A 20,688-nucleotide genomic window follows, 5' to 3' on the forward strand; every position below is an offset into this window, starting at 1 on the left:
CACGACCAAGAGCGGAGCACGCACCGTGCTGATACGCCCAGCAGACGTGACCTGGGTCACATCAGGCGACATCGCACCGATACGGGAAAACCCTCATGCTCGCGGCCACGCCGGGCCACCGACACGGGAATCCCCTGATATCGCCCCGTGCTCCGCCCGATCTAGTCTCGCGAGGTCCCCTAACAAAGGAGTTCCTTGTGGACCTCTCCCGCCTCGTCCCGGCCTCACGCCGGACCCGCGCCCTCGTCGGTGCGACGTTCGCCGCGGCACTGGGCGTCACCTCGGTCGCCGGGGCTCTGCCCGCGACGGCCGCCCCCGTGCAGACCGGTCTCGGCGTCGCCGCCGCCACGGGCTCGTCCGCCCAGTGGCTCACCGGCTACTGGCACAACTTCGACAACGGCTCGGGCACGATCCACCTGGCCGACGTCCCGCAGCAGTACAACCTCGTCGAGGTCGCCTTCGCGGACGCGTCCGCGGCGTACCCCGGCGGCATCGAGTTCAACCTCGCCACCAAGGACTTCGGCGGCACCTACAGCGTCGACCAGTTCAAGGCCGACGTGAAGACGCTCCACGCACAGGGCCGGAAGGTGGTGCTGTCCATCGGGGGACAGAACGGCACCATCAACGTCACCAGCGCGACCCAGGCCACCAACTTCGCCAACACGGCGTACTCGGTGCTCCAGGAGTACGGCTTCGACGGCGTCGACATCGACTTCGAGAACGGCATCGACGCGACCTACACCGCGAACGGCCTGCACGCGCTCGCGAGCAAGGTCGGGTCGTCGTTCATCCTGACGATGGCGCCGCAGACCATCGACTACCAGGCGACGTCGATGGCGTACTACAAGCTGACGCAGAACGTGAAGGACATCCTCACGATCGTCAACACGCAGTACTACAACTCGGGCTCGATGCTCGGCAGCGACGGCAAGGTCTACTCGCAGGGCTCGGTCGACTTCGTGACCGCCCAGGCGACGATCCTGCTCGACCAGATGGGCCTGCGCCCCGACCAGGTCGGCCTCGGCTACCCCGCCACGTCGCAGGCGGCCGGCGGCGGCTACCAGTCCACGGCCAACGTCATCGCGGCGATCGACTGCCTCGAGAAGGGCACGTCGTGCGGCTCGTTCAAGCCGAGCAAGACGTACGGCAAGATCGGCGGCGCCATGACCTGGTCCGTCAACTGGGACAAGACGGCGAACTACGCGTTCGCCAACGCCGTGGGCGCCCGCCTCGGCTCCGGCTCGGGCACCCCCACGTCGTCGCCGACGGCGACCAGCACGCCGACGCAGTCGGCCACGCCCACCCAGTCCGCCACCCCGACGCAGTCGGCCACGCCCACCAAGTCGGCGACCCCGACGGCCACGCCCACCGCCACCCCGACGCCCACCTACACCGGCACCTGCTCGGTCGCGGCCTGGTCGTCCAGCACGGTCTACACGGGCGGCCAGCAGGTCTCCTACAACGGCACGATCTACAGCGCGCAGTGGTGGACCCAGGGTGACGTCCCCGGCACCGCCGCCACCAACGGCTCGTCCGTGTGGAAGGTCGTGGGCACCTGCTCCGGCTCCACCGGCACCGCGACCCCGACGAAGTCGGCCACGGCGACCGCGACCTCCACGTCGACAGGCGGAACCGGCACCTGCACGGTCGCCGCGTGGTCGTCCTCGACCGTCTACACCGGCGGCCAGCAGGTCTCCTACAACGGCAAGGTCTACAAGGCGAGCTGGTGGACCCTGGGCGAGACGCCGGGCAGCGCCTCCGTGTGGGCGCTCGTCAGCACCTGCTGACGCTCGCACCCAGCCACAGCATCGCAACAGCACGAAGGGGCCCCGGGCACACGCCCGGGGCCCCTTCGTCGTCGTTCGGACGGGTCCCGGCCCCGGACGGCGCACGCGTCGACAGGTGCAGGAAACGCCACAGGGCGGCACCACCCGGAGGTGGTACCGCCCTGTGCGCGACTCAGAGGTGCCTGATCAGGCAGCCTCGTCCTCGGTGAGCTTGGTCGTGCGGCTCGGGTCGACCGGGACGCCCGGGCCCATCGTCGTCGTGATGGTCGCCTTCGAGATGTAGCGGCCCTTGGACGCCGACGGCTTGAGACGCAGGATCTCCTCGAGCGCCGCCGCGTAGTTCTCCACGAGCTGGGCGTCCGTGAAGGACACCTTGCCGATGATGAAGTGGAGGTTCGCGTGCTTGTCGACGCGGAACTCGATCTTGCCGCCCTTGATCTCCTCGACAGCCTTCGCGACGTCCATGGTCACGGTGCCCGTCTTGGGGTTCGGCATGAGACCACGCGGGCCGAGGACGCGGCCGAGGCGGCCGACCTTGCCCATGAGGTCCGGCGTCGCGACGGCGGCGTCGAAGTCCGTGCGGCCCTTCGCGACCTCGTCGATCAGCTCGTCGCCACCGACGATGTCGGCGCCGGCGGCCCGGGCCTCCTCGGCCTTCGCAGCGTTCGCGAACACGAGGACGCGGGCGGTCTTACCGGTGCCGTGCGGCAGGTTGACCGTGCCACGGACCATCTGGTCCGCCTTGCGGGGGTCGACGCTCAAGCGGAACACGACCTCGACGGTCGCGTCGTACTTGGTGGACGACGTCTCCTGGGCGAGGCGCACGGCCTCCAGGGGTGCGTACAGACGCGTGCGGTCGATCTTCTCTGCCGCGGCGCGGTACGCCTTGCTGCGCGTTGCCATATCTGCTTCTCCTGATCAGCAGTCGTGGTCAGAGGGTCCGCGCGGACCCTGCCACTGGGGTGTGCTCCGGCCCGGGTCCGGGCCGGAGCGAGCGGTGCGAGAGCGTCAGCCCTCGACCTTGATGCCCATCGAGCGAGCGGTGCCGGCGATGATCTTCGCGGCCGCCTCGATGTCGTTCGCGTTGAGGTCCTCGAGCTTCGTCTGGGCGATCTCGCGGACCTGGGCGCCGGTGAGGGTCGCGACCTTCACGGTGTGCGGGGTCGGCGAGCCCTTGTCGACGCCTGCGGCCTTCTTGATGAGCTCGGCCGCCGGCGGGGTCTTGGTGATGAAGGTGAACGAGCGGTCCTCGTACACCGTGATCTCGACCGGCACGACGTTGCCACGCTGCGACTCGGTCGCCGCGTTGTACGCCTTGCAGAACTCCATGATGTTGACGCCGTGCTGACCGAGCGCGGGGCCGATCGGCGGCGCGGGGGTCGCCGCGCCGGCCTGGATCTGGAGCTTGATGAGGCCGGAGACCTTCTTCTTGGGAGGCATGTGCTGTCCCTCTTTCGTGGTTCGTGGGCCGACGCCGTGGGCGATGACCCGGTTGCAGAGCCGCCCGGAGCGGCAGGCAATAGGGGTTCGTCAGATCTTGGCGACCTGGTTGAACCCCATCTCGACCGAGGTCTCCCGGCCGAAGATGGAGACGAGGACCTTGAGCTTCTGGGCCTCGACGTTGATCTCGGAGATGGTCGCCGGCAGCGTGTCGAACGGACCGTCGGTGACGGTGACCGACTCGCCGACCTCGAAGTCCACGTCGATCGTGGGGGCGGCCTTGGCCGACGGCTTCGACGACTCCTGCTGGGGCGCGAGCGTCGACGAGAGCATCGAGACGACCTCGTCGAGCGTCAGCGGCACCGGCTGGTGCGTGTGGCCGACGAAGCCCGTGACACCCGGCGTGTGGCGCACGGCGCCCCACGACTCGTCCGTCAGGTCCATGCGGACGAGGACGTAGCCGGGGATGCGGACGCGCCGGACGATCTTCTTCTGCGCGTTCTTGTACTCGACGACCTCTTCCATCGGCACTTCGATCTGGAAGATGTAGTCCTCCATGTTCAGGCTCTGGATACGGGTCTCCAGGTTGGCCTTCACACGGTTCTCGTAGCCGGCGTACGAGTGGATGACGTACCAGTCGCCGAGCTGCGAGCGCAGCTCGCGCTTCAGCTGCTCGACCGGGTCGAGATCTTCGTCGGACTCCGCGTCGTCGGACTCGGTGTCGTCCGCCTCGATGTCGTCGGCCTCGTCCGCGGCGGCGTCCTCGGCCTCGTCAGAGGTCTGCTCGACGTCGTCGACGGTGTCCGCCGGCGTCTCGGCGACCGAGCCCTCCTCGGGCACCACGACGTCGTCGTCGACGTTCTCGACGTTGTCAGGAGACTCCTGGGACACGGGCGAACCTGCTTTCCTTGGCGTGAGACTTCAGTTGACGATCGTGCCGAGCGTCGACCGACGCTCACCGCGCCGCACCGGGCGCGAGCGCGCCACCGGGGACGTCAGCTCCCGAACACCCACAGGACGGCCTTGCCGATCCCGAAGTCGACCAGCGTCACGAACGCCATGATCACGGTCACGAAGACCAGCACGACCGCCGTGTAGGTGAAGAGCTCGGTCCGGGTGGGGGTGTGGACCTTCTTCAGCTCGGCGACGACCTGTCGCACGAACAGGACGATCCGTCCGAAGAAGCCCTTCTTCTCCGAGGAAGCAGAACGCTTCTTCGGTGCCGGCGCGTCATTCGCGCTGACCGACCCCGATGCCGAATCGCTCACTTCTTCCCCACTCCGAAGACCGTTGGACGAACACGCACGTCGTGCGTCGTGCAGGGTAGACAGGACTCGAACCTGCAACCTGCGGTTTTGGAGACCGCTGCGCTACCAATTGCGCCACTACCCTTTGCGTGACAGACGCCCGCACGTGCGCTGCGTCCCGGAACGACGTCTGCACGTCGTCAGGGGCACCGCAACAGGGCGGGCGTCGACCACCGAGCACTCATCGTACGCGACACCGGGCCCCCGGGTCGAACTCGGCTTTCACCCGCCCCTGCGCCGACTCGTAACCGGCCGGAAACCCACGCGTCGACGCCGGCCCGTAGCGTCGTCGTCAGCAACAGGTCGACGACGACGCCGAGGCCTCGACGCGGAGCCTCTTCCCCACTGGGCAAGAGACGACGCGGAGGGCAGCGATGGCACGAGCAACCACAGGGATCCTGGTCGACCTCACCGACGCCGGCACGGCGGTCGCGGTCGCCGACCGGCTGCGACGCATGGGATTCCGTGCCGCAGCCCACGACGAGTCCGGCATCCGCCGGCCCGTCCCCCCGCCCCGGCACCCCGCCGTGGTCGTGACCGAGCACGACCGCGCCGACGAGCACGCCTCCGCGCGCGGCACGCGCGGGCACGGCGCTCACCCCGACCCCGCGGCAGACCGCCGAGTCCTGGTCGTCGACCAGGTGTCGACGACCGCGAGCGCCGCGGACATCACCGCCATCGCCACGGAGACGGCTCGGCACGCGGACGCGGTCGGGGCCGCTCCCCCGCCCCTCGAGGTGCTCACCACGGCGGAGCTCACCGCGGGGATCGCGCCGTTCCGCCACGACGGCGGCGTCGAGACGTCCTTCGGCGCCGGGAAGTTCGCGGTCGTCGCGATCGCGGTCTACGAGGGGAGCCGGATCCGACGGTCGTTCGGGCCGGCGGCCGGCGCCGACCTCGAGCGCACGCTCGCGCAGTGCGTCGACGACGACCTGCCGGGCGTGTACCCGGTGGGCGTCACCGAGCAGCACGAGATCGTGCTCGTCGTCGACCGGTCGCGCGTCGGGCGCCTCTCGCGCGGCCTCGAGATGGTCGTCCGGCGGCTCGCGGCGCGGCACTACCGCGTCGGCCGCGGCACGGTGTCCGAGGCCCGCACGGACGACGACCGGGCGCACGACACGCTCCAGGTCACGCCGCTCGTCGGGTACGCACCCTTCTCCAGCAAGGACTCCGCGCGCTCGGCGCTCGCACGTGCGCTCGTCGGCGTGCAGGGGTCGCGCGAGCGGCTCGACCTCGAGCCCACCGCCGGCCCGCCGCGGCTCACGGACGCCGAAGAGCTCGCGGCGCTGCGCGAGCCCCTGCCGGCCGCCGCCCCCGTCGACGAGACGGTCGGCGCGTGGAAGGCCCTCGGCGGACGGCTGCGGGCCGTGACCCAGCAGCCCACGGGGCGCCTGTGGACCCAGTTCGCGATCACGCTCGCCGTGGGAGTCCTCCTGCCCTATGTGCTCTACGTCGCCGCCGCGCACAGCGGGCTCGACCTCACGCGGTTCACCTACCCGCTCGTCGTGGTGGCGATGATCGTGACGGCTCTGGCGATCGTCGTCGAGTCGTCGCTCGCGGCCGACCCCACCCAGCCCGCTCCCGTGCCCAGCGGGACCGCTCCCCCGGCGGCGAGCGCGATCATCGCGGCCTACCTGCCGAACGAGTCGGCGACGATCGTCGACACGATCGAGGCGTTCCGGCGGATCGACTACGCGGGCGACCTGCAGATCGTGCTGGCGTACAACACGCCGCAGGACCTGCCCGTCGAGGCGGTCCTGCGGGACATCGCCGCACGCGACCCGCGGCTCACGCTCCTGCGGGTCCCGGCCTCCACCTCCAAGGCGCAGAACGTGAACGCCGCGCTGGACGTCGTCCGCGGCGAGTTCGTCGGCATCTTCGACGCCGACCACCACCCCGGCCCCGGAAGCTTCGAGCGGGCCTGGGCGTGGCTGCGCGACGGCTACGACGTCGTCCAGGGGCACTGCGTGGTCCGCAACGGGTCGGCGTCGCACCTCGCCGGGATCGTCGCGGTCGAGTTCGAGTCCATCTACGCCGTGAGCCACCCCGGACGCGCCCAGCTCCACGGGTTCGGGATCTTCGGCGGCTCCAACGGGTACTGGCGGACGTCGGTGCTCCGCGAGACCCGGATGCGCCGGCGCATGCTCACCGAGGACATCGACGCGTCGATCCGCTCGATCACGGCCGGGCACCGGGTCGCCTCCGACCCGCGGCTGACGTCGTACGAGCTCGCGACGACGACGCTCGGGCAGCTCACCGCCCAGCGGCTGCGGTGGGCGCAGGGCTGGCTCCAGGTCTCGGCCCAGCACCTCGCCGCGGCCCTGCGCAGCCCCCACCTGACCGTCCGGCAGAAGATCGGCATGACGTACCTGCTCGGCTGGCGCGAGCTCTACCCGTGGGTGTCGCTGCAGGTCTACCCGATCCTCCTGTTCGCGCTGCTGCACCCGCACCGCATCGAGAGCCGGTCCTGGTTCATCTCGCTGTTCGTGCTCAGCACCGTCTTCACGCTCGCCATGGGCCCGCTCCAGGCGTTCATGGCGTACGTCCTCGGGGAGCCGTCGATCCGCGCCCACCGCCGCTGGTACTGGCGCTACCTCGTGTGGTCCGGGTTGTTCACCGAGCTCAAGAGCGCCCTGACGCGCATCGCGCACGTCAAGGAGCTCAGCCGCGAACGCGTCTGGCGCGTCACCCCGCGCGTCGTGCCCGACGCGCCGGACACGCACGGCACGGCGACCCCCCGTGACACCCCCCGACCCGTCGGACCGGAAGCGCAGGTGGCCTGAGATGACCGACACCCGACCCGCTGAGACCCCCACCGCACAGACCCCCACCGCAGAGGCCCCCACCACCGGCGGGGCCCTCGCTGCCGACACGTCGCAGGACTCCGCCCGCCTCGAGGACACGATCCTGCGCGACGACTCCGCCGCGCTCCCCGTGTCCGACGCCCTGCCCACGATCGACAAGGCCCGTGCCGCGCCCGGGAACACCGGGGCGCGCTTCGAGGACCTCGAGGGGTACCGCGGCATCGCCGCGATCGGCATCGTGGTCTTCCACGCGTACCAGTTCTGCCGCGCGGGCACGTCGTCCGACTACGCCTACCAGGGCACGTGGTTCTACCACGTCATGCTCAACCTGGACGGGCTCGTCAGCCTGTTCCTCGTCCTGTCGGCGTTCCTGCTCTTCCTGCCCATCGCACGCAAGGTGCTCACGGGCGTCGAGCCCGGGTCGGCGAGCGTCTTCACGATCCGGCGCGCGCTGCGCATCCTCCCCCTGTACTGGGGGGCGACGCTGCTCGTCTGGGCCTACCGCAACCCGACGATGCCGGGCGACTGGCGCGACCTCGTCGAGCACCTCACGTTCACACAGGTGTTCGACAACCACCGGATCTTCTACACGATCGGGCCGGCCTGGTCCCTGTCGGTCGAGGTGTGGTTCTACGCCTTCCTCGCCCTGCTGCTCCTCGCCTACAACCGGTTCGGCGCGCACACCCGCACCCTGCGGACGCGACGCGTGCTCGTCTGGGCGCCGGTCGTCGTCCTCGGGACGGCCTCGCTCGCCTACCAGGGCTGGGCGCTCGCCACGCACGTGTCGCACGAGGCGTACAACGTGTGGTTCAACCCCCTCGCCAAGGGGTCCGTGTTCGTCGGCGGCATGGTCCTCGCGCTCGTCATGGTCCACCGCGACGGCCGGCAGCTCACCCGACCCTGGCTGATCGGCCTCCGGCTCGGCGCCCTCGCCCTGCTGGTCTGGGGCATGGCGATCCGCGGCGACGACGCGGCCACGTCGTCGTACTGGCAGCAGCTGTCCACCGTGGCGTTCGTGCTGCTGCTCGCGTCGTCCGTCATGGCGCCCACGACGGCGCTGTGGCGCCGCGCCCTCATGCGGCCGTGGCTGCTGTGGGCCGGGCTCATCTCGTACTCGGTGTACCTGTGGCACGAGCCCGTCCTGCTCTTCCTCGACCAGCACGGACGCCTCAGCCACGCGCAGTCCGCGTTCCCGTTCGTGGCCCTCGTCCTGGTGCTCGTGTCCCTGCCGGTCGGCTGGCTGTCCTACTGGGTCATCGAGTACCCCGTCGGACGACTCCGGATGCTGCGCCTGCCGAACGGCCTCAAGCGCAGCTACTACCCCTCCTCCCGCGTCTACACGGCCGCCGGTACGCCAGACTGAGGCGGTGCGTGACCTGACCACCCTCCCCAAGGCCCACCTGCACCTGCACTTCACCGGATCGATGCGGTCGGCCACGCTCGTCGACCTCGCGCAGCGGTACGGGATCCGGCTCCCCGCCGCCCTGCTCGACGGGGACCCCCTGCGGCTGCCGCCCACCTCGCGCGGGTGGTTCCGGTTCCAGCGGCTCTACGACGCCGCCCGCGCCTGCGTCCGCAGCGGCGACGACATGCGCCGCATCGTCGACGAGGCGGCCGCGGACGACGCCGCCGAGGGGTCGGGCAGGCTCGAGATCCAGGTCGACCCGACGTCCTACGCGCCGTTCCTGGGCGGCATCACCCCCGCCGTGGAGCTCGTCCTCGACGCCGCCCGGGAGTCGTCCGCACGGCACGGCACGGAGGTCGCCGTGATCGTCGCCGCGTCCCGGCTGCGCCATCCGCTCGACGCCCGGACGCTCGCGCGCCTCGCCGCCCGGTACGCCGGCAGCGGCCCGGGCGAGGTCGTCGGGTTCGGGCTCTCCAACGACGAGCGCCGCGGCGACACCGACGCGTTCGCGCACGCCTTCCGCATCGCGCGCGACGCCGGCCTCGCGTCCGTCCCCCACGGCGGCGAGCTGCTCGGCCCCTCCCACGTCACCGAGGTCGTCACGGCGCTCGAACCCGACCGGCTCGGGCACGGCGTGCGGTCCGGCGAGGACCCCGCCCTGCTCGACGACCTCGTGTCCCGGGGCGTCGCGCTCGAGGTGTGCCCCGCGTCGAACGTCTCGCTCGGCGTCTACCAGGACGCCGCGGACGTCCCGCTGCGCGCGCTCGTCGACGCCGGCGCCACCCTGGCGCTCGGCGCGGACGACCCCCTCCTGTTCGGCTCCCGGCTCGTCGCGCAGTACGAGACCGCCCGGCACGTCCACGGGTTCGACGACGCCGCGCTCGCCGACCTGGCCCGGTCGTCCGTCCGCGCGAGCACGGCACCGGCAGCGACCCGGGAACGTCTCCTCGCCGGCATCGACCGGTGGCTCGCGACACCCGCGGGGTGACGCCGGACCGAACCCTGGCGAACCACCGATCCCGCGCGGAGCCGGACGTCGACGCGAGGCGTCACGATCCGGTCTCGAAGGTCACCGCAACCACCCCACCGATGACCGGATCCCGCGCCCGACAAGGCACCATAGGGGGACGTCCCCGCAGGAGGGACCGCACAAGGGGGGCACGGAATGACGCTCGGCAGGGGACTGCGCACCAGGACGCGACGCACCGTCGCGGCGGCCGCGCTCGGTACGGCGGCCATGGTGCTCGTCGCAGGGTGCGGCGCGAGCGGGACGTCCACCGGGATGCCGTCGGACGCCCCCGGGCCGCAGGTCACGACGGCCGAGGCGACAGGGCCGACGACACCGAGCCCCACGACGACCACGGAGCCCCCGGCCGGGTCGCCCTCCCCCACCGAGCCCGTCGCACCGACGACGGCCACCACCCCGGAGCCCGCGGCCACGTCGACGCCGGAGCCCACGTCGTCCGCGGCGTCGTCGACCCCGAAGCCCACGAAGACCGCCCGCGTGACCGAGCACAAGGACCTCCGCTCGGGCGACTCGGGCGCGCGGGTGCTCGCGCTCCAGAAGAAGCTCCTCGCGAACGGCTACTGGATCACGGACGCCGACGGGTCGTTCGGGCCGTCCACGCTCCAGGCCGTGTGGGCCCTCCAGAAGGTCGCCGGTCTGGGCCGCGACGGCGTCGTGGGCCCGAAGACCCTCGCCGCGGTCGAGGCCGGGACCCTGCCGACCCCGCGCAGCCGCAGCGGTCACGTCATCGAGGTAGACCTCGCCAAGCAGGTGCTGCTCATCGTCGACGACGGGCACGTCACCACCGTGCTCAACGCGTCCACGGGCAGCGGCAAGCAGTTCTCGAGCCCGTCCGGACCGTCGAAGGGGACGCAGTTCACCGCCGTCACCCCGACCGGGACCTACCGCATCGGGCGCCAGTACGACGCGCTCTACGAGTCCCGCCTCGGGCTCGGCAAGATGTGGCGACCCAAGTTCTTCAACGGCGGCATCGCGATCCACGGCCTGTGGTACGACGTCCCGCCGTACCCCGCGTCGCACGGGTGCGTCCGGGTGTCGAACCCCGCCATGGACTGGATCTGGTCCGCGGACCAGGCCCCGCAGGGGACGACGGTCATCGTCTACTGACGTCGTCTGCTGACGGCTAGAGCGAGACGCCCACCAGGACCGGCTCCGGCTCGAGCTCGATGCCGAACGCCGCGTGCACGCCGTCCCGGACCGCGCGCGCGAGCGCCACGACGTCCGCCGCGGACGCCCCGCCGCGGTTCGTCAGCGCGAGCGTGTGACGGGTCGACAGGCGCGCGCGGCTGCGTTCGCCGTCGAGCCCGAACCCCCGGCCGAACCCGGCGTGCTCGATCAGCCACGCGGCCGACGTCTTGACCAGCGACTCGTCGACGGCCCCGAGGCTCGGGCCTGTCGTCGTCTCGGGCCGGGCGGAGCGCACCGGGAACCGCGGCGCGTCGGCGGGCAGCCGGTCGGCCTGGTCGGCGGGCACGACCGGGTTCGTGAAGAACGACCCGGCGCTCCACCGGTCGTGGTCGGGAGCGGAGGTCGGCGCCCCGGGAGCGGCGTCCTCGGCCGGACGGCCCGCACGATCGTCACGGCCGGCACGGTCCTCGAGCATCCCCTTGCCGGCGCGCAGCTCGAGCACCGCGGCTCGGACGTCCGCACCCGGCGCCCGGGTGCCGACCTCGACGTCGAGCCGGCGCGCGAGCTCGGCGTACGCGACGGGCGCGGACGACGTCCCGAGCCGCATCTGCAGCGCGACGTCCAGGACGACGTACCGCGGGGTCGGGAACCAGGGCGCGGCGGGGTCGTCCTCGGTGGGCACGTCGCGCGTCGAGCGCTTGAGCAGCGACGTGCGGTACCCGAAGCCCAGCTCGCCCGCCGCGAGGGTCCGCACGCGTCCGCGTGCCCGGTCCCACACGCGGACGGACGCCACCACGCCGGCGACCTCCTGGCCGTACGCGCCGATGTTCTGCACGGGCGCGGCGCCGAGCGTGCCCGGGATGCCGGACAGCGCCTCGACGCCGATCCACCCGGAGTCGACGGCCTCCGCGACGAGCGCGTCCCACGGCTGGCCGGCGGGCGCCACGACGCTCGCCCCGCCGCACGCGTCCTCGGACTCGCGGCGCACACCGGTGCGCAGGTCGCGCACCACGACGCCCGAGAAGCCCTCGTCCGCGACGAGGAGGTTCGAGCCGGAGCCGACGACGAGCAGGGGCTCGCCCGCGTCGTCGCACCCCCGCACGACGTCCACGAGCTCCTGCTCGGTGGACACCTCGACGTAGGAGTCGATCTCTCCCCCGACGCGCAGGGTGGTCAGGTCAGCGAAGGTGGGTGGCACCCGTCCAGCCTAGGCGGGTGCGGGCGCGTCGGACGACGCCTGCCCGACGGCGCCCCGCAGCGGGCGCACCGCGTTCATGACGACGAGGCCGAGCGCGACGGGCACGGCGACGAACAGCAGCGCGTGCCGGTACCCGGTGTGGTGCGCGATGAACCCGATGACGGGCGGGCCGAGGAAGAACGCGCTGTACCCGATGGTCGCGACGACGCTCACGCGCGCGGCGGCGCGGACGGGCTCGTCCGACGCGGCGCTCATGCCGACGGGGAAGCCGAGCGCCGCACCGATGCCCCACAGGGCGATCCCGACCATCGCGAGCGGCAGGCTGGGCACGAGCGCGAAGATGACGACCCCGACGAGGGCCAGGGCCCCGCACAGCCGCAGGACGGTCACGCGGCCCCACCGGTCGAGCAGCGCGGTCCCGACGAGCCGCATGCCGGTCATCGCGACGAGGAAGACGGTGAGCGCGGCGGCACCGGTGGACGCCTCCACGTCGAACCCGTGGACGGTGGCGATCGCGGCCCAGTCGTTCGCGGCGCCCTCCGTGAGGGCAGCACCGAGGACGACGAGCCCGATGAGCAGGGTGCGCGGCTCGAGCCACGCGGCCCACGCGCCCCGGACGGGCACGGGCGCGCTCGCGGGGTCGGTGCGGGTGTCGTCGCGGTGCGTCCCGTCGGCGGACAGGTCCGCTGCCGCGGCTCCGGGCGCTCCCGCCGGGGCGACGTCGGGCAGGAACGCCGTGACGGACACGACCACGCCGACGATCGTCAGCGCGAGGGCCACGAGGACGTGCACGGGGACCGACAGGTCGAGCCAGGCCGCGGCGGCGCCGAATCCGGCGCCCGCGACGGTGCCGAACGAGAACGACGCGTGGAAGCGGGGCATGATCGCGCGCCCGAGCTGCTGCTCGACGTGCGCGCCCTGGAGGTTCATGGCGGCGTCCCACACGCCGATGCCGACGCCGGCGACGAGCAGCGCGGCCCGTGCGAGGCCGACGCTCTCCTGGGCGTACGCGACGGTCACGCCGACGTAGCCGACCGCCGCGACGGCCGTGAAGAAGAGCACGGCGCGACGGCTGCCGAGGCGCCCGACGACCATGCCGCTGAGCGGCAGCGCGCAGATCGACCCGATGGCGGTGAACAGGAGGAGCAGCCCCATCTGGTCGGGCTCGAGCCCGAGCCGCGACTGCACGGCGGGGAGCCGGGACGCCCAGCTCGCGAAGATGAACCCGGCGAGGAAGAAGACCGCGAGCACCGCCCAGGTCGCTCGCGTCAGCCGCCGGGGGTCGTCGTGGTGCACCGTCGCTCCTCCTGTGGGACGCTGGTTCGAATCGTTTCGATCAGCGGTGACGATTGTGCGGGTACTCTGGCCGCGTCGTCAAACGGGCGCGCCCACCACCGCGGGCCCACCACCGCCCGCACGTCGCACCCCGTGCCCGCCCCGCGGGGCGGGCACCCCTGAGGGAAGGCCCCGATGTCCCGTCCCACGCTCTCCGCCGTCGCCTCCCGCGCCGGCGTCTCCGTGTCGACGGCCTCGATCGCGTTCTCCGGCTCCGGACCCATCGCCGACGCCACCCGCGAGCGCGTGCTCGACGCCGCCCGCGAGCTCGGCTACACCGGCCCCAGCCCGCTCGGCCGCCAGCTCCGCTCCGGCCGCTCCGGCATCGTCGGCGTCGTCGTCGGTGACCACGTCTCCCGGACCTTCCGCGACCCCGTCGCCGTGCGCGTCCTCGACGGGCTCGTCTCCGAGCTCGGCGCCGCCGGCCTCGGCGTCCTCCTGATCCCCGGGATCGGCCAGGACACCGACCCCCTCCTGCAGACCGCCGCCATGGACGTCGCCGTCCTCGTGTGGGGAGCCCGGTCCGACGACCCGACATACGCCGCCCTCGAGACGCGCGGCCTGCCCGTCGTGATCGGCGAGGGGGCCCCGCGCCCCGGCGTCCCGCTCGTCGCCATCGCCGACCGCGAAGGCACCGCCGCCCTCGGCAGGCACGTCGTCGGGCTCGGGCACGAACGCGTCGCCGCCGTCGCGCTGCCGTTCGGCTGCAGCCCCGAGCACACCGGCCTCGCCGACGCCGACCGCGTCGCCCGCGCCGCCCGGACGCCCACCCGCAACCGGCTCGACGGCCTGACCGACGCCGGCATCACGCCCGTGGCCGTGTGGGAGGCCGACGCATCCCTCGTCGAGGAGGGCCGGGCCGCCGGGCTCGCGCTCCTCGACGTCCCCGCCGAGCGGCGCCCCACCGCAGTCCTCGCGCAGTCCGACCTGCTCGCCGCCGGCGTCCTGCTCGCCGCCCACGACCTCGGGCTCCGCGTCCCCGAGGACGTCTCCGTCGCCGGATTCGACGGCGTCGACCTCCCCTGGCTCGGCGCCGACCGCCTCACGACGGTCCGGCAGCCGCTCGAGGGCAAGGGGACGGCGCTCGGCCGCGCCGTCGTCGCGCTCCTCGCCGGCGAGGAGCCGGGCTCCGTCGTCCTCGACGTCGAGCTGAGCCCGGGGACGACGACGGGCCCCGCACCGCGCTGACGCGCGGCACAGGGCCCGTGAGAGGTCGTCAGACCAGCCGGACGACCGCCTGGCACTTCGCGAGGACGCGGACGCCCTCGACGGCGACCGTGAGGTCGACGCGGGCCGTGCCGGCCTCCGCGTCGAGAGCGCCCACGACGCCCGTGACCACGAGGGTCGCGGCCCCCGGGTCGGGAACCGGCACCGGGCGGGCGAACCGCGTCTGGTAGTCGACGACACGGCCCGGATCGCCGGCCCAGTCCTCGACGAGCGCGACCGCGCTTCCCATCGAGAACATGCCGTGGGCGATGACGCCCGGCAGACCGACCTGGGTCGCGACGCGCTCGTTCCAGTGGATCGGGTTGAAGTCGCCGCTCGCGCCCGCGTACCGGACGAGGCGCGCCCTGTCGACGACGACCTCGCGCGTGCCGATCTGCTGACCTACCTCGAGCGAGCCGAGGTCAGGGGTGGCCACTGCGTGCTCGGTCATGCGTCCTCCCCCCGGACCGCCAGCGTCGACACGACCGTCGAGACGAGCTCGCCCGGGGTGCCGTCGGCGCCCGCCGCGTGGATCTCGCAGCGGGTCGTGACGAGCGTGATGCCCGCCCGCGCGACCAGGGAGTCGACGTGCAGGACGGTCACGAGCTCGTCGCCCGCCACGATCGGGCGGTGGTGCGTGAAGCGCTCGTCCGCGTGGACCACGCGCGAGAAGTCGACACCGGCGGCCTCGTCCTGGAGGTACTGCGCCTCGGCGCGCTGGGCCACCACGACGGCGAACGTCGGCGGCGCGACCAGGTCCGGATAGCCCGAACCCCGCGCAGCGTCCACATCGTGGTGCGCGGGGTGGGTGGCGCCGACGGCGGCAGCGAACTCGCGAAGCTTCTCGCGACCGACGCTGTACGCCGCGTTCGGCGCGTAGGTACGACCTGCGTAGTCGAGGTTGATCGTCGTCACAGGTGAACCGTCGCTGTCCGGAGGATCAGCGGGTCTCGCGGTGCGACGTGTGCTTGCCGCAGCGCGGGCAGAACTTCGCCAGCTCGAGACGGTCGGGGTCGTTCCGACGGTTCTTCTTGGTGATGTAGTTCCGCTCCTTGCAGTCCACGCACGCAAGCGTGATCTTCGGGCGGACGTCCTGGGACTTGCTGGCCATTGAAGTGCCACCTCTCGCGCCCCCGGAAGGCGCTTCGTACTTCGTTCGATGCTCGACGCCGGCTGCCGGGCACCAGGGACTTCACGGCCGCACGCCCCCGGCCGGGGACGTCGTACCGTCTTCAGGTCGGCCGACGAGAACCGTCGACCTGCGGTAGCGGAGGCGGGGATCGAACCCGCGACCTCACGATTATGAGTCGTGCGCTCTAACCATCTGAGCTACCCCGCCTCGTGGTGACCACGAGAGCCATCCGCAGGACTATCGTCCCACGAACGGCCTCACGGCACTCACAGAGCCCCCGATGGGAATCGGACCCATGACCTCAGTCTTACCAAGACTGCGCTCTACCACTGAGCTACGGGGGCAGCGCGGAAAACACTACACAACGAGTGCCCCCAGGACGAAATCCGCGCTCAGAGAAAGGCACCGGACCGGTGCGCCGGCTCACACGACGACGCGGGTCAGCGCCTCCCCCGTCGGACCCGTCGGCGCCGCCGGGGTCGTCAGGCCGCGCGCGTCGAGGAGAGGTCGCACGCCCTCGCCGAACCAGTACGCCTCCTCGAGGTGCGGGTAGCCCGACAGGACGAACTCGTCGAAACCGGCCGCGTGGTACTCCGCGACGAGGTCCGCGACCTCCTCGTGCGACCCGACGAGCGCCGTCCCGGCGCCGCCCCGGACCAGCCCCACCCCGGCCCACAGCCCCGGGTGGATCTCGAGGCTGCGCGCCGTGCCGTCGAACGCGCCGTTGAGGGCGGTCATGCGCTGCTGGCCGACCGACGCCGACCCCTGGAAGAGCGTGCGCGCCGCCTGCACCTGCTCGGGCGTGAGCCGGTCGACGAACCGCTGGGCGACGGCCCACGCCTCCTCGGACGTGTCCCGCGTGATGACGTGCAGCCGCACCCCGAACCGGAGCTCACGACCGCGCTCGGCGGCGAGCCGCCGCACCTCGTCGATCTTCGCCTTCGCCTGGGCGGGCGGCTCACCCCACGTGAGGTAGACGTCGGCCTGCTCCGCGGCGACCGGGAGCGCCGCGTCCGACGACCCGCCGAAGTACACCTGCGGGACGGGCGTCGGGGGCAGCGAGACGCGGGCGTCACGCACCCGGTAGTGCCGGCCGTCGTAGTCGAGCGGAGTGCCTGACCAGACGCCGCGCACCACCTCGAGGAACTCCCGGGTGCGGTCGTAGCGCTCGTCGTGGTCGAGCCAGTCGCCGAACCGGCGCTGCTCCGACCCGTCGCCGCCCGTGACGACGTTGAGCACCAGCCGTCCGCCCGACAGCCGCTGGTAGGTCGCTGCCATCTGCGCCGCGAGGGTCGGCGAGACCACGCCCGGGCGGAACGCGACGAGGAACTTGAGCCGCGACGTCTGGCTGATCAGCGCCGCGGTGACGAGCCACGCGTCCTCGCACCACGTCCCCGTGGGGGTGAGCACCGCCTCGTAGCCGAGGCGGTCGGCCGCCCGCGCCACCTCCGTGAGGTAGTCGAGCGTCGGGAACCGGAACGCGTCGGCCGTGCCGCTCGAGCGGGACGCGTGCGACCCCTCGACGATGCTGCGCCCGTCGCCGGACGTCGGCAGGAACCAGTGGACCTTGACGTCCCCGTCGGGGACGCGCGTGGTGTCGGACATGTCGAACCTTCTCTCGGACGTCTCGGGCTCAGGGTGCGGTGGGGGTCGGGCTCGCGGACGCGCCGCCCGGTGCGAGCGCCGCCGCGACCGACGCGTTGAGCCGGTCGTCGACGATCGACGAGAACGGGTCCGACGCCGGGAGCTGCTTCGCCGTGACGAACGCGTCGGTGAGTCGCTGCTCGGACGACACCACGGTGTCGTCGAGCAGGATCGCGTGGCGCAGCGACCGGTTGGCCTCCTTCGCGACCTCGATCGGGAGCTGCGTCTGCTCCGCGTACACGGCCGCGTACTCGTCCGGGTGCGTGTTCGCCCACTCGTGGGCGCGGGCGATGCGCTGGGCGAGGTCCTGCAGGGCGGCGGTCCGCACCGGGTCGGCGAGAGCGTCGTACGACGCCAGGCCCAGGCCGTAGCCGTTGGAGACGCCCTGGGCGGTCACGAGAACCTTCGCACCCTGCTGCTCCGCGATCGCCGTGTACGGGTCCCAGATGGCCCACGCGTCCACCTCGCCGCCGTTGAACGCCGCGAGGGCGTCGGCCGGCTGGAGGTAGCTGATCGTCACGTCGTCGGGCGTCAGTCCCGCCTTGCTGAGCTGGAGGAGCAGGTGGCCGTTCGCCGAGGAGCCCTTGGCGACCGCGACCTTCTTGCCCTTGAGGTCCGCCACCGAGGTGACGGACGACCCCGCTGGGAGAAGGATCGCGTCGCTCGACGCGTCGTTCGTGTAGGCGGTGACGACCTTGATCTTCGCCTTCGCCGCGAGCCCGAAGACCGGTGGGGTGTTGCCCGTGATCGCGAAGTCGATCTTGTTCGCGTTGAGCGCCTCGACCTCCGGCGGCCCCGACGTGAACGTCGAGAACGCGATCTTGTACGGCGTGCCGTCGAGCTCTCCCGCGGCCTGGAGCAGCGCCTGCGTGCCCGCCTTCTGGTCGCCGACCTGGAGCGTCAGGCCGGCGAGGTCGGTCGAGGTCACCGTCGACGGGTCGCCCGGCGTCGTGGCCTCCGACGACCCGCTGCAGGCGGAGAGCGCCGCCGCGGCGGCGAGCGCGGTGGTCGCCGCGAGCGTGCGGACGAGCCTCCGGGTGCGGGGGGCGTGCTGCGGACGACGGACGGGGCGGGTCATGGTGGTTCCTCCTGGGTGGGGGGGTGGGAGCGGGTACGGCGGCGTGACGGGGGCGTGCTCGAGCCCTCCGTCAGTGCCGCACGCCGAGGTGCGCGAGGAGCGTGCTCGCGTACCGGGCGAACTCGGGGGCGGTGCGGTCGTGGGGGCGCGGCAGGTCGATCTCGAGCCGGTGCGCGATGGCTCCGTCCTCCAGGACGAGGACCTCGTCCGCGAGCGCCACGGCCTCGTGGACGTCGTGCGTCACGAGGAGCACGCCGAAGCCGTGGCGGGCGAACAGGTCGAGCAGGACGTCCTGCATGCTCAGGCGGGTCAGGGCGTCGAGCGCCCCGAACGGCTCGTCGAGCAGGACGAGCTGCGGGTCGCTGACGAGGGCGCGGGCGATCGCGACGCGTTGCGCCTCGCCGCCGGACAGCGTCAGGGGCCACGCGTCGGCGCGGTGCTCGAGCCCGACCTCACGCAGCAGGCCCAGGGCCGCGGCGTCACGGGTGGCGGCGTCGGCACCGGCCCGCACGAGACCGTCTGCGACGTTCTGCCGCACGGTCCGCCACGGGAACAGGCGCGGCTCCTGGAAGGCGACGGACGGGTCCCCGGCGGTGCGCACCTCACCCGTGTGGTCGTCCGAGAGGCCCGCGAGCGCCCGCAGGATCGTGGACTTGCCCGATCCCGAGCGTCCGACGAGTGCGACGACCTTCCCGGCGGGGACGTCGAGGTCGACGCCGGCGAGGACCTCGCGGTCGCCGAAGGACTTGCGCAGCCCGCGCGTGCGGGCGGCGGTCGTGGAGTCTGTCGCGGACTCTGTCGTGATGGTCGTGGTGCTCATGCGGACTCCCGGTAGCGCAGGGCCCGCCGCTCGAGGACGCGGACGAGCCAGTCGGTCAGCAGGCCCAGCAGGGCGTAGACGACGAGCCCGAAGATCACCGTGTCGGTGCGGAAGAACTCGCGGGCGTTGTTGATGACGAAGCCGAGGCCGGCGTCGGAGTTGATCTGCTCGGCGACGATGAGGGACAGCCACGCGATCGCGAAGGACTGACGTAGCCCGACGAGGATCTGCGGTGCGGCGCTGGGCAGGATGACCGTTCGCAGGGTGCGCGAGAACGAGAACCCGAGCACCCGCGCCGCCTCGAGCAGCTTGGGGTCGACCTGCCGGATGCCGGACGACGTCGTGAGGTAGAGCGGGAACGCGACGCCGAGACCGACGAGCAGGATCTTGGGCTGCTCGCCGATCCCGAACCAGAGGATGAACAGCGGGATCAGCCCGAGGTGCGGCAACGCGCGCAGCATCTGCAGGGGCGGGTCGAGCAGCGCGTCGGCGATCTTCGAGAAGCCGACCGCGACGCCGAGCGCGAGCCCGATGCCGCCGCCGACCACGAGGCCGAGCAGCACGCGCCGGGTGGACACGAGCAGCGCCTCCTGCAGCTCGCCGCTCTCGACGAGCTGCCAGCCGGCCGCCACGATCGCGCCGGGTGACGGCAGGACGTCGGGAGGGATGACGCCGGTCGCGCTGCCGACCTGCCACAGGACGAGCAGCACGACCGGCGAGACGAGGCGCCACGGCACGTGCCACCGGCGGGCACCGGGCCGGAGCCGGGCCGCGCGGGGCACGGGCGGGTGTGCGGCGGCGACGCCGCCGGCACGCGGTGCGAGGACGTCGGCGGTCGCGGTCGGACCGAGCGTGGAGACCACGGGAAACCTCCTGGGACGGCAGGGCGACAGGGCTGAGGGGGGTGGCACGGGGGGCGCCCTGCCGCACCGGGACGCGCGAGGGCGTGGGTACGGGTGGGGCGGGGCGCGGGCGCGACGGCGGACGCCGGGGTGCGTGCCGTCCTCCGGACGGCGCCGGGGGCGCGGTGCGGGGTGCGGGCGCGGGGTACGGGCGCGCTGGAGCGTCAGGCGCGACAGGCGCGCGGACGACAGCCGCCCCGACGACAGGAGCGCGCGGCGGGGAGGTCGGGCCGCGTCGTGGCGGTGTCCGTCATGTCCCCTCCCCCTGCTCCTGGTCGATCGCTGCGGTGCAGCGCGGTCCGTCCAGTCTTGCGGGGACGTCCGCCCGCCGGAAGGGCCTTCCCAGCCCGCGAGACAATGTCAACCAGTTCGCTCAAGAAAGGCTCCCGGCGAACGCGAAAGGACCCCGGGTCGTCACGACCCGGGGTCCCTCCGTGCGGCGTCCGCCGGCCTCAGCGACCGACGGACGACGGCC

19 protein-coding genes and 3 tRNA genes are annotated in these 20,688 nt (G+C 72.6%); 6 read left to right on the top strand and 16 right to left on the bottom strand.

Features of this window, described 5'->3' with window-relative positions:
* Nucleotides 1–197 precede the first annotated feature (197 nt).
* Nucleotides 198–1,787 (top strand): carbohydrate-binding protein, encoded by a 1,590-nt coding sequence (locus CLV34_RS03890; RefSeq protein WP_211289334.1) that lies wholly within the window; start codon nt 198–200, stop codon nt 1,785–1,787.
* A 186-nt stretch (nt 1,788–1,973) separates the two neighbouring features.
* Here CLV34_RS03890 and rplA read toward each other — a convergent pair whose 3' ends face one another.
* From rplA to CLV34_RS03915, 5 genes are all read right to left on the bottom strand, one after another.
* Entirely contained in the window at nt 1,974–2,690 is a 717-nt protein-coding gene (gene rplA / locus CLV34_RS03895) for a 50S ribosomal protein L1 (protein WP_100348880.1), read from the bottom strand.
* A gap of 105 nt (nt 2,691–2,795) precedes the next feature.
* Nucleotides 2,796–3,227: a 50S ribosomal protein L11 gene (rplK, locus tag CLV34_RS03900; protein WP_100348881.1), complete on the bottom strand. Its 432-nt coding sequence runs from the start codon at nt 3,225–3,227 to the stop codon at nt 2,796–2,798.
* 90 nt (nt 3,228–3,317) lie between these two features.
* Nucleotides 3,318–4,118 (bottom strand): transcription termination/antitermination protein NusG, encoded by an 801-nt coding sequence (nusG, locus tag CLV34_RS03905; protein WP_245858955.1) that lies wholly within the window; start codon nt 4,116–4,118, stop codon nt 3,318–3,320.
* A gap of 104 nt (nt 4,119–4,222) precedes the next feature.
* Nucleotides 4,223–4,495 (bottom strand): preprotein translocase subunit SecE, encoded by a 273-nt coding sequence (secE, locus tag CLV34_RS03910; protein ID WP_100348882.1) that lies wholly within the window; start codon nt 4,493–4,495, stop codon nt 4,223–4,225.
* Nucleotides 4,496–4,546: 51 nt separating this feature from the next.
* Nucleotides 4,547–4,619: transfer RNA gene (locus CLV34_RS03915), tRNA-Trp, on the bottom strand.
* A 289-nt stretch (nt 4,620–4,908) separates the two neighbouring features.
* Here CLV34_RS03915 and CLV34_RS16675 point away from each other — a divergent pair.
* The 4 genes from CLV34_RS16675 to CLV34_RS03935 all read left to right on the top strand — a co-directional run bounded on the left by CLV34_RS16675 (nt 4,909) and on the right by CLV34_RS03935 (nt 10,877).
* A complete protein-coding gene (locus CLV34_RS16675) occupies nt 4,909–7,317 on the top strand; it encodes a glycosyltransferase family 2 protein (protein WP_211289335.1) in 2,409 nt (802 codons plus the stop codon).
* Between the two features lies 1 nt (nt 7,318).
* Nucleotides 7,319–8,701 carry an acyltransferase family protein gene (locus tag CLV34_RS03925; protein ID WP_100348883.1) on the top strand — a complete coding sequence of 461 codons (1,383 nt, stop codon included), beginning with the start codon at nt 7,319–7,321 and terminating at the stop codon, nt 8,699–8,701.
* A gap of 4 nt (nt 8,702–8,705) precedes the next feature.
* A complete protein-coding gene (locus tag CLV34_RS03930) occupies nt 8,706–9,731 on the top strand; it encodes an adenosine deaminase (protein WP_100348884.1) in 1,026 nt (341 codons plus the stop codon).
* A 177-nt stretch (nt 9,732–9,908) separates the two neighbouring features.
* A complete protein-coding gene (locus CLV34_RS03935; RefSeq protein ID WP_100348885.1) occupies nt 9,909–10,877 on the top strand; it encodes a L,D-transpeptidase family protein in 969 nt (322 codons plus the stop codon).
* Between the two features lie 16 nt (nt 10,878–10,893).
* On the opposite strand, the gene CLV34_RS03940 is transcribed toward CLV34_RS03935, so the two are convergent.
* Together CLV34_RS03940 and CLV34_RS03945 are read right to left on the bottom strand one after the other, a co-directional pair.
* Nucleotides 10,894–12,096 carry a UDP-N-acetylmuramate dehydrogenase gene (locus CLV34_RS03940; RefSeq protein ID WP_100348886.1) on the bottom strand — a complete coding sequence of 401 codons (1,203 nt, stop codon included), beginning with the start codon at nt 12,094–12,096 and terminating at the stop codon, nt 10,894–10,896.
* Nucleotides 12,097–12,105: 9 nt separating this feature from the next.
* Nucleotides 12,106–13,392, bottom strand: coding sequence for an MFS transporter (locus tag CLV34_RS03945; RefSeq protein WP_100348887.1), 1,287 nt, complete (start codon nt 13,390–13,392; stop codon nt 12,106–12,108).
* A 174-nt stretch (nt 13,393–13,566) separates the two neighbouring features.
* Here CLV34_RS03945 and CLV34_RS03950 point away from each other — a divergent pair, with 174 nt between their 5' ends.
* Nucleotides 13,567–14,619: a LacI family DNA-binding transcriptional regulator gene (locus CLV34_RS03950; RefSeq protein ID WP_100348888.1), complete on the top strand. Its 1,053-nt coding sequence runs from the start codon at nt 13,567–13,569 to the stop codon at nt 14,617–14,619.
* A 28-nt stretch (nt 14,620–14,647) separates the two neighbouring features.
* On the opposite strand, the gene CLV34_RS03955 is transcribed toward CLV34_RS03950, so the two are convergent.
* The 9 genes from CLV34_RS03955 to CLV34_RS03995 all read right to left on the bottom strand — a co-directional run bounded on the left by CLV34_RS03955 (nt 14,648) and on the right by CLV34_RS03995 (nt 20,174).
* Nucleotides 14,648–15,088, bottom strand: coding sequence for a MaoC/PaaZ C-terminal domain-containing protein (locus CLV34_RS03955; RefSeq protein WP_100348889.1), 441 nt, complete (start codon nt 15,086–15,088; stop codon nt 14,648–14,650).
* Complete coding sequence (locus CLV34_RS03960) at nt 15,085–15,552, bottom strand: FAS1-like dehydratase domain-containing protein (protein WP_100348890.1); 468 nt, start codon at nt 15,550–15,552, stop codon at nt 15,085–15,087. The genes CLV34_RS03955 and CLV34_RS03960 overlap by 4 nt, the downstream gene beginning before the upstream one ends.
* A 25-nt stretch (nt 15,553–15,577) precedes the next feature.
* Nucleotides 15,578–15,748, bottom strand: coding sequence for a 50S ribosomal protein L33 (gene rpmG / locus CLV34_RS03965; protein WP_036953345.1), 171 nt, complete (start codon nt 15,746–15,748; stop codon nt 15,578–15,580).
* Nucleotides 15,749–15,902: 154 nt separating this feature from the next.
* A tRNA-Met gene (locus tag CLV34_RS03970) sits at nt 15,903–15,976 on the bottom strand.
* A 65-nt stretch (nt 15,977–16,041) separates the two neighbouring features.
* Nucleotides 16,042–16,113 (bottom strand) — tRNA-Thr (locus CLV34_RS03975).
* Nucleotides 16,114–16,192: 79 nt separating this feature from the next.
* Nucleotides 16,193–17,374: an LLM class flavin-dependent oxidoreductase gene (locus CLV34_RS03980; protein ID WP_100348891.1), complete on the bottom strand. Its 1,182-nt coding sequence runs from the start codon at nt 17,372–17,374 to the stop codon at nt 16,193–16,195.
* 28 nt (nt 17,375–17,402) lie between these two features.
* Complete coding sequence (locus CLV34_RS03985; protein WP_100348892.1) at nt 17,403–18,491, bottom strand: ABC transporter substrate-binding protein; 1,089 nt, start codon at nt 18,489–18,491, stop codon at nt 17,403–17,405.
* A 70-nt stretch (nt 18,492–18,561) separates the two neighbouring features.
* Nucleotides 18,562–19,311: an ABC transporter ATP-binding protein gene (locus CLV34_RS03990; protein ID WP_100348893.1), complete on the bottom strand. Its 750-nt coding sequence runs from the start codon at nt 19,309–19,311 to the stop codon at nt 18,562–18,564.
* Nucleotides 19,308–20,174 carry an ABC transporter permease gene (locus CLV34_RS03995; RefSeq protein WP_245858957.1) on the bottom strand — a complete coding sequence of 289 codons (867 nt, stop codon included), beginning with the start codon at nt 20,172–20,174 and terminating at the stop codon, nt 19,308–19,310. The genes CLV34_RS03990 and CLV34_RS03995 overlap by 4 nt, the downstream gene beginning before the upstream one ends.
* Between the last annotated feature and the right edge of the window lie 514 nt (nt 20,175–20,688).

This window comes from Luteimicrobium subarcticum (assembly GCF_002798015.1).
In the GTDB taxonomy this organism is placed as follows: Bacteria; Actinomycetota; Actinomycetes; order Actinomycetales; family Cellulomonadaceae; genus Luteimicrobium; species Luteimicrobium subarcticum.

Coding starts and splice junctions, on each gene's coding strand:
- CLV34_RS03980 (WP_100348891.1), bottom strand. CDS start 17,374: ATGTCCGACACCACGCGCGTCCCCGACGGGGACGTCAAGGTCCACTGG.
- CLV34_RS03990 (WP_100348893.1), bottom strand. CDS start 19,311: ATGAGCACCACGACCATCACGACAGAGTCCGCGACAGACTCCACGACC.
- CLV34_RS03950 (WP_100348888.1), top strand. CDS start 13,567: ATGTCCCGTCCCACGCTCTCCGCCGTCGCCTCCCGCGCCGGCGTCTCC.
- CLV34_RS03985 (WP_100348892.1), bottom strand. CDS start 18,491: ATGACCCGCCCCGTCCGTCGTCCGCAGCACGCCCCCCGCACCCGGAGG.
- CLV34_RS16675 (WP_211289335.1), top strand. CDS start 4,909: ATGGCACGAGCAACCACAGGGATCCTGGTCGACCTCACCGACGCCGGC.
- rpmG (WP_036953345.1), bottom strand. CDS start 15,748: ATGGCCAGCAAGTCCCAGGACGTCCGCCCGAAGATCACGCTTGCGTGC.
- CLV34_RS03935 (WP_100348885.1), top strand. CDS start 9,909: ATGACGCTCGGCAGGGGACTGCGCACCAGGACGCGACGCACCGTCGCG.
- rplA (WP_100348880.1), bottom strand. CDS start 2,690: ATGGCAACGCGCAGCAAGGCGTACCGCGCCGCGGCAGAGAAGATCGAC.
- rplK (WP_100348881.1), bottom strand. CDS start 3,227: ATGCCTCCCAAGAAGAAGGTCTCCGGCCTCATCAAGCTCCAGATCCAG.
- CLV34_RS03925 (WP_100348883.1), top strand. CDS start 7,319: ATGACCGACACCCGACCCGCTGAGACCCCCACCGCACAGACCCCCACC.
- CLV34_RS03955 (WP_100348889.1), bottom strand. CDS start 15,088: ATGACCGAGCACGCAGTGGCCACCCCTGACCTCGGCTCGCTCGAGGTA.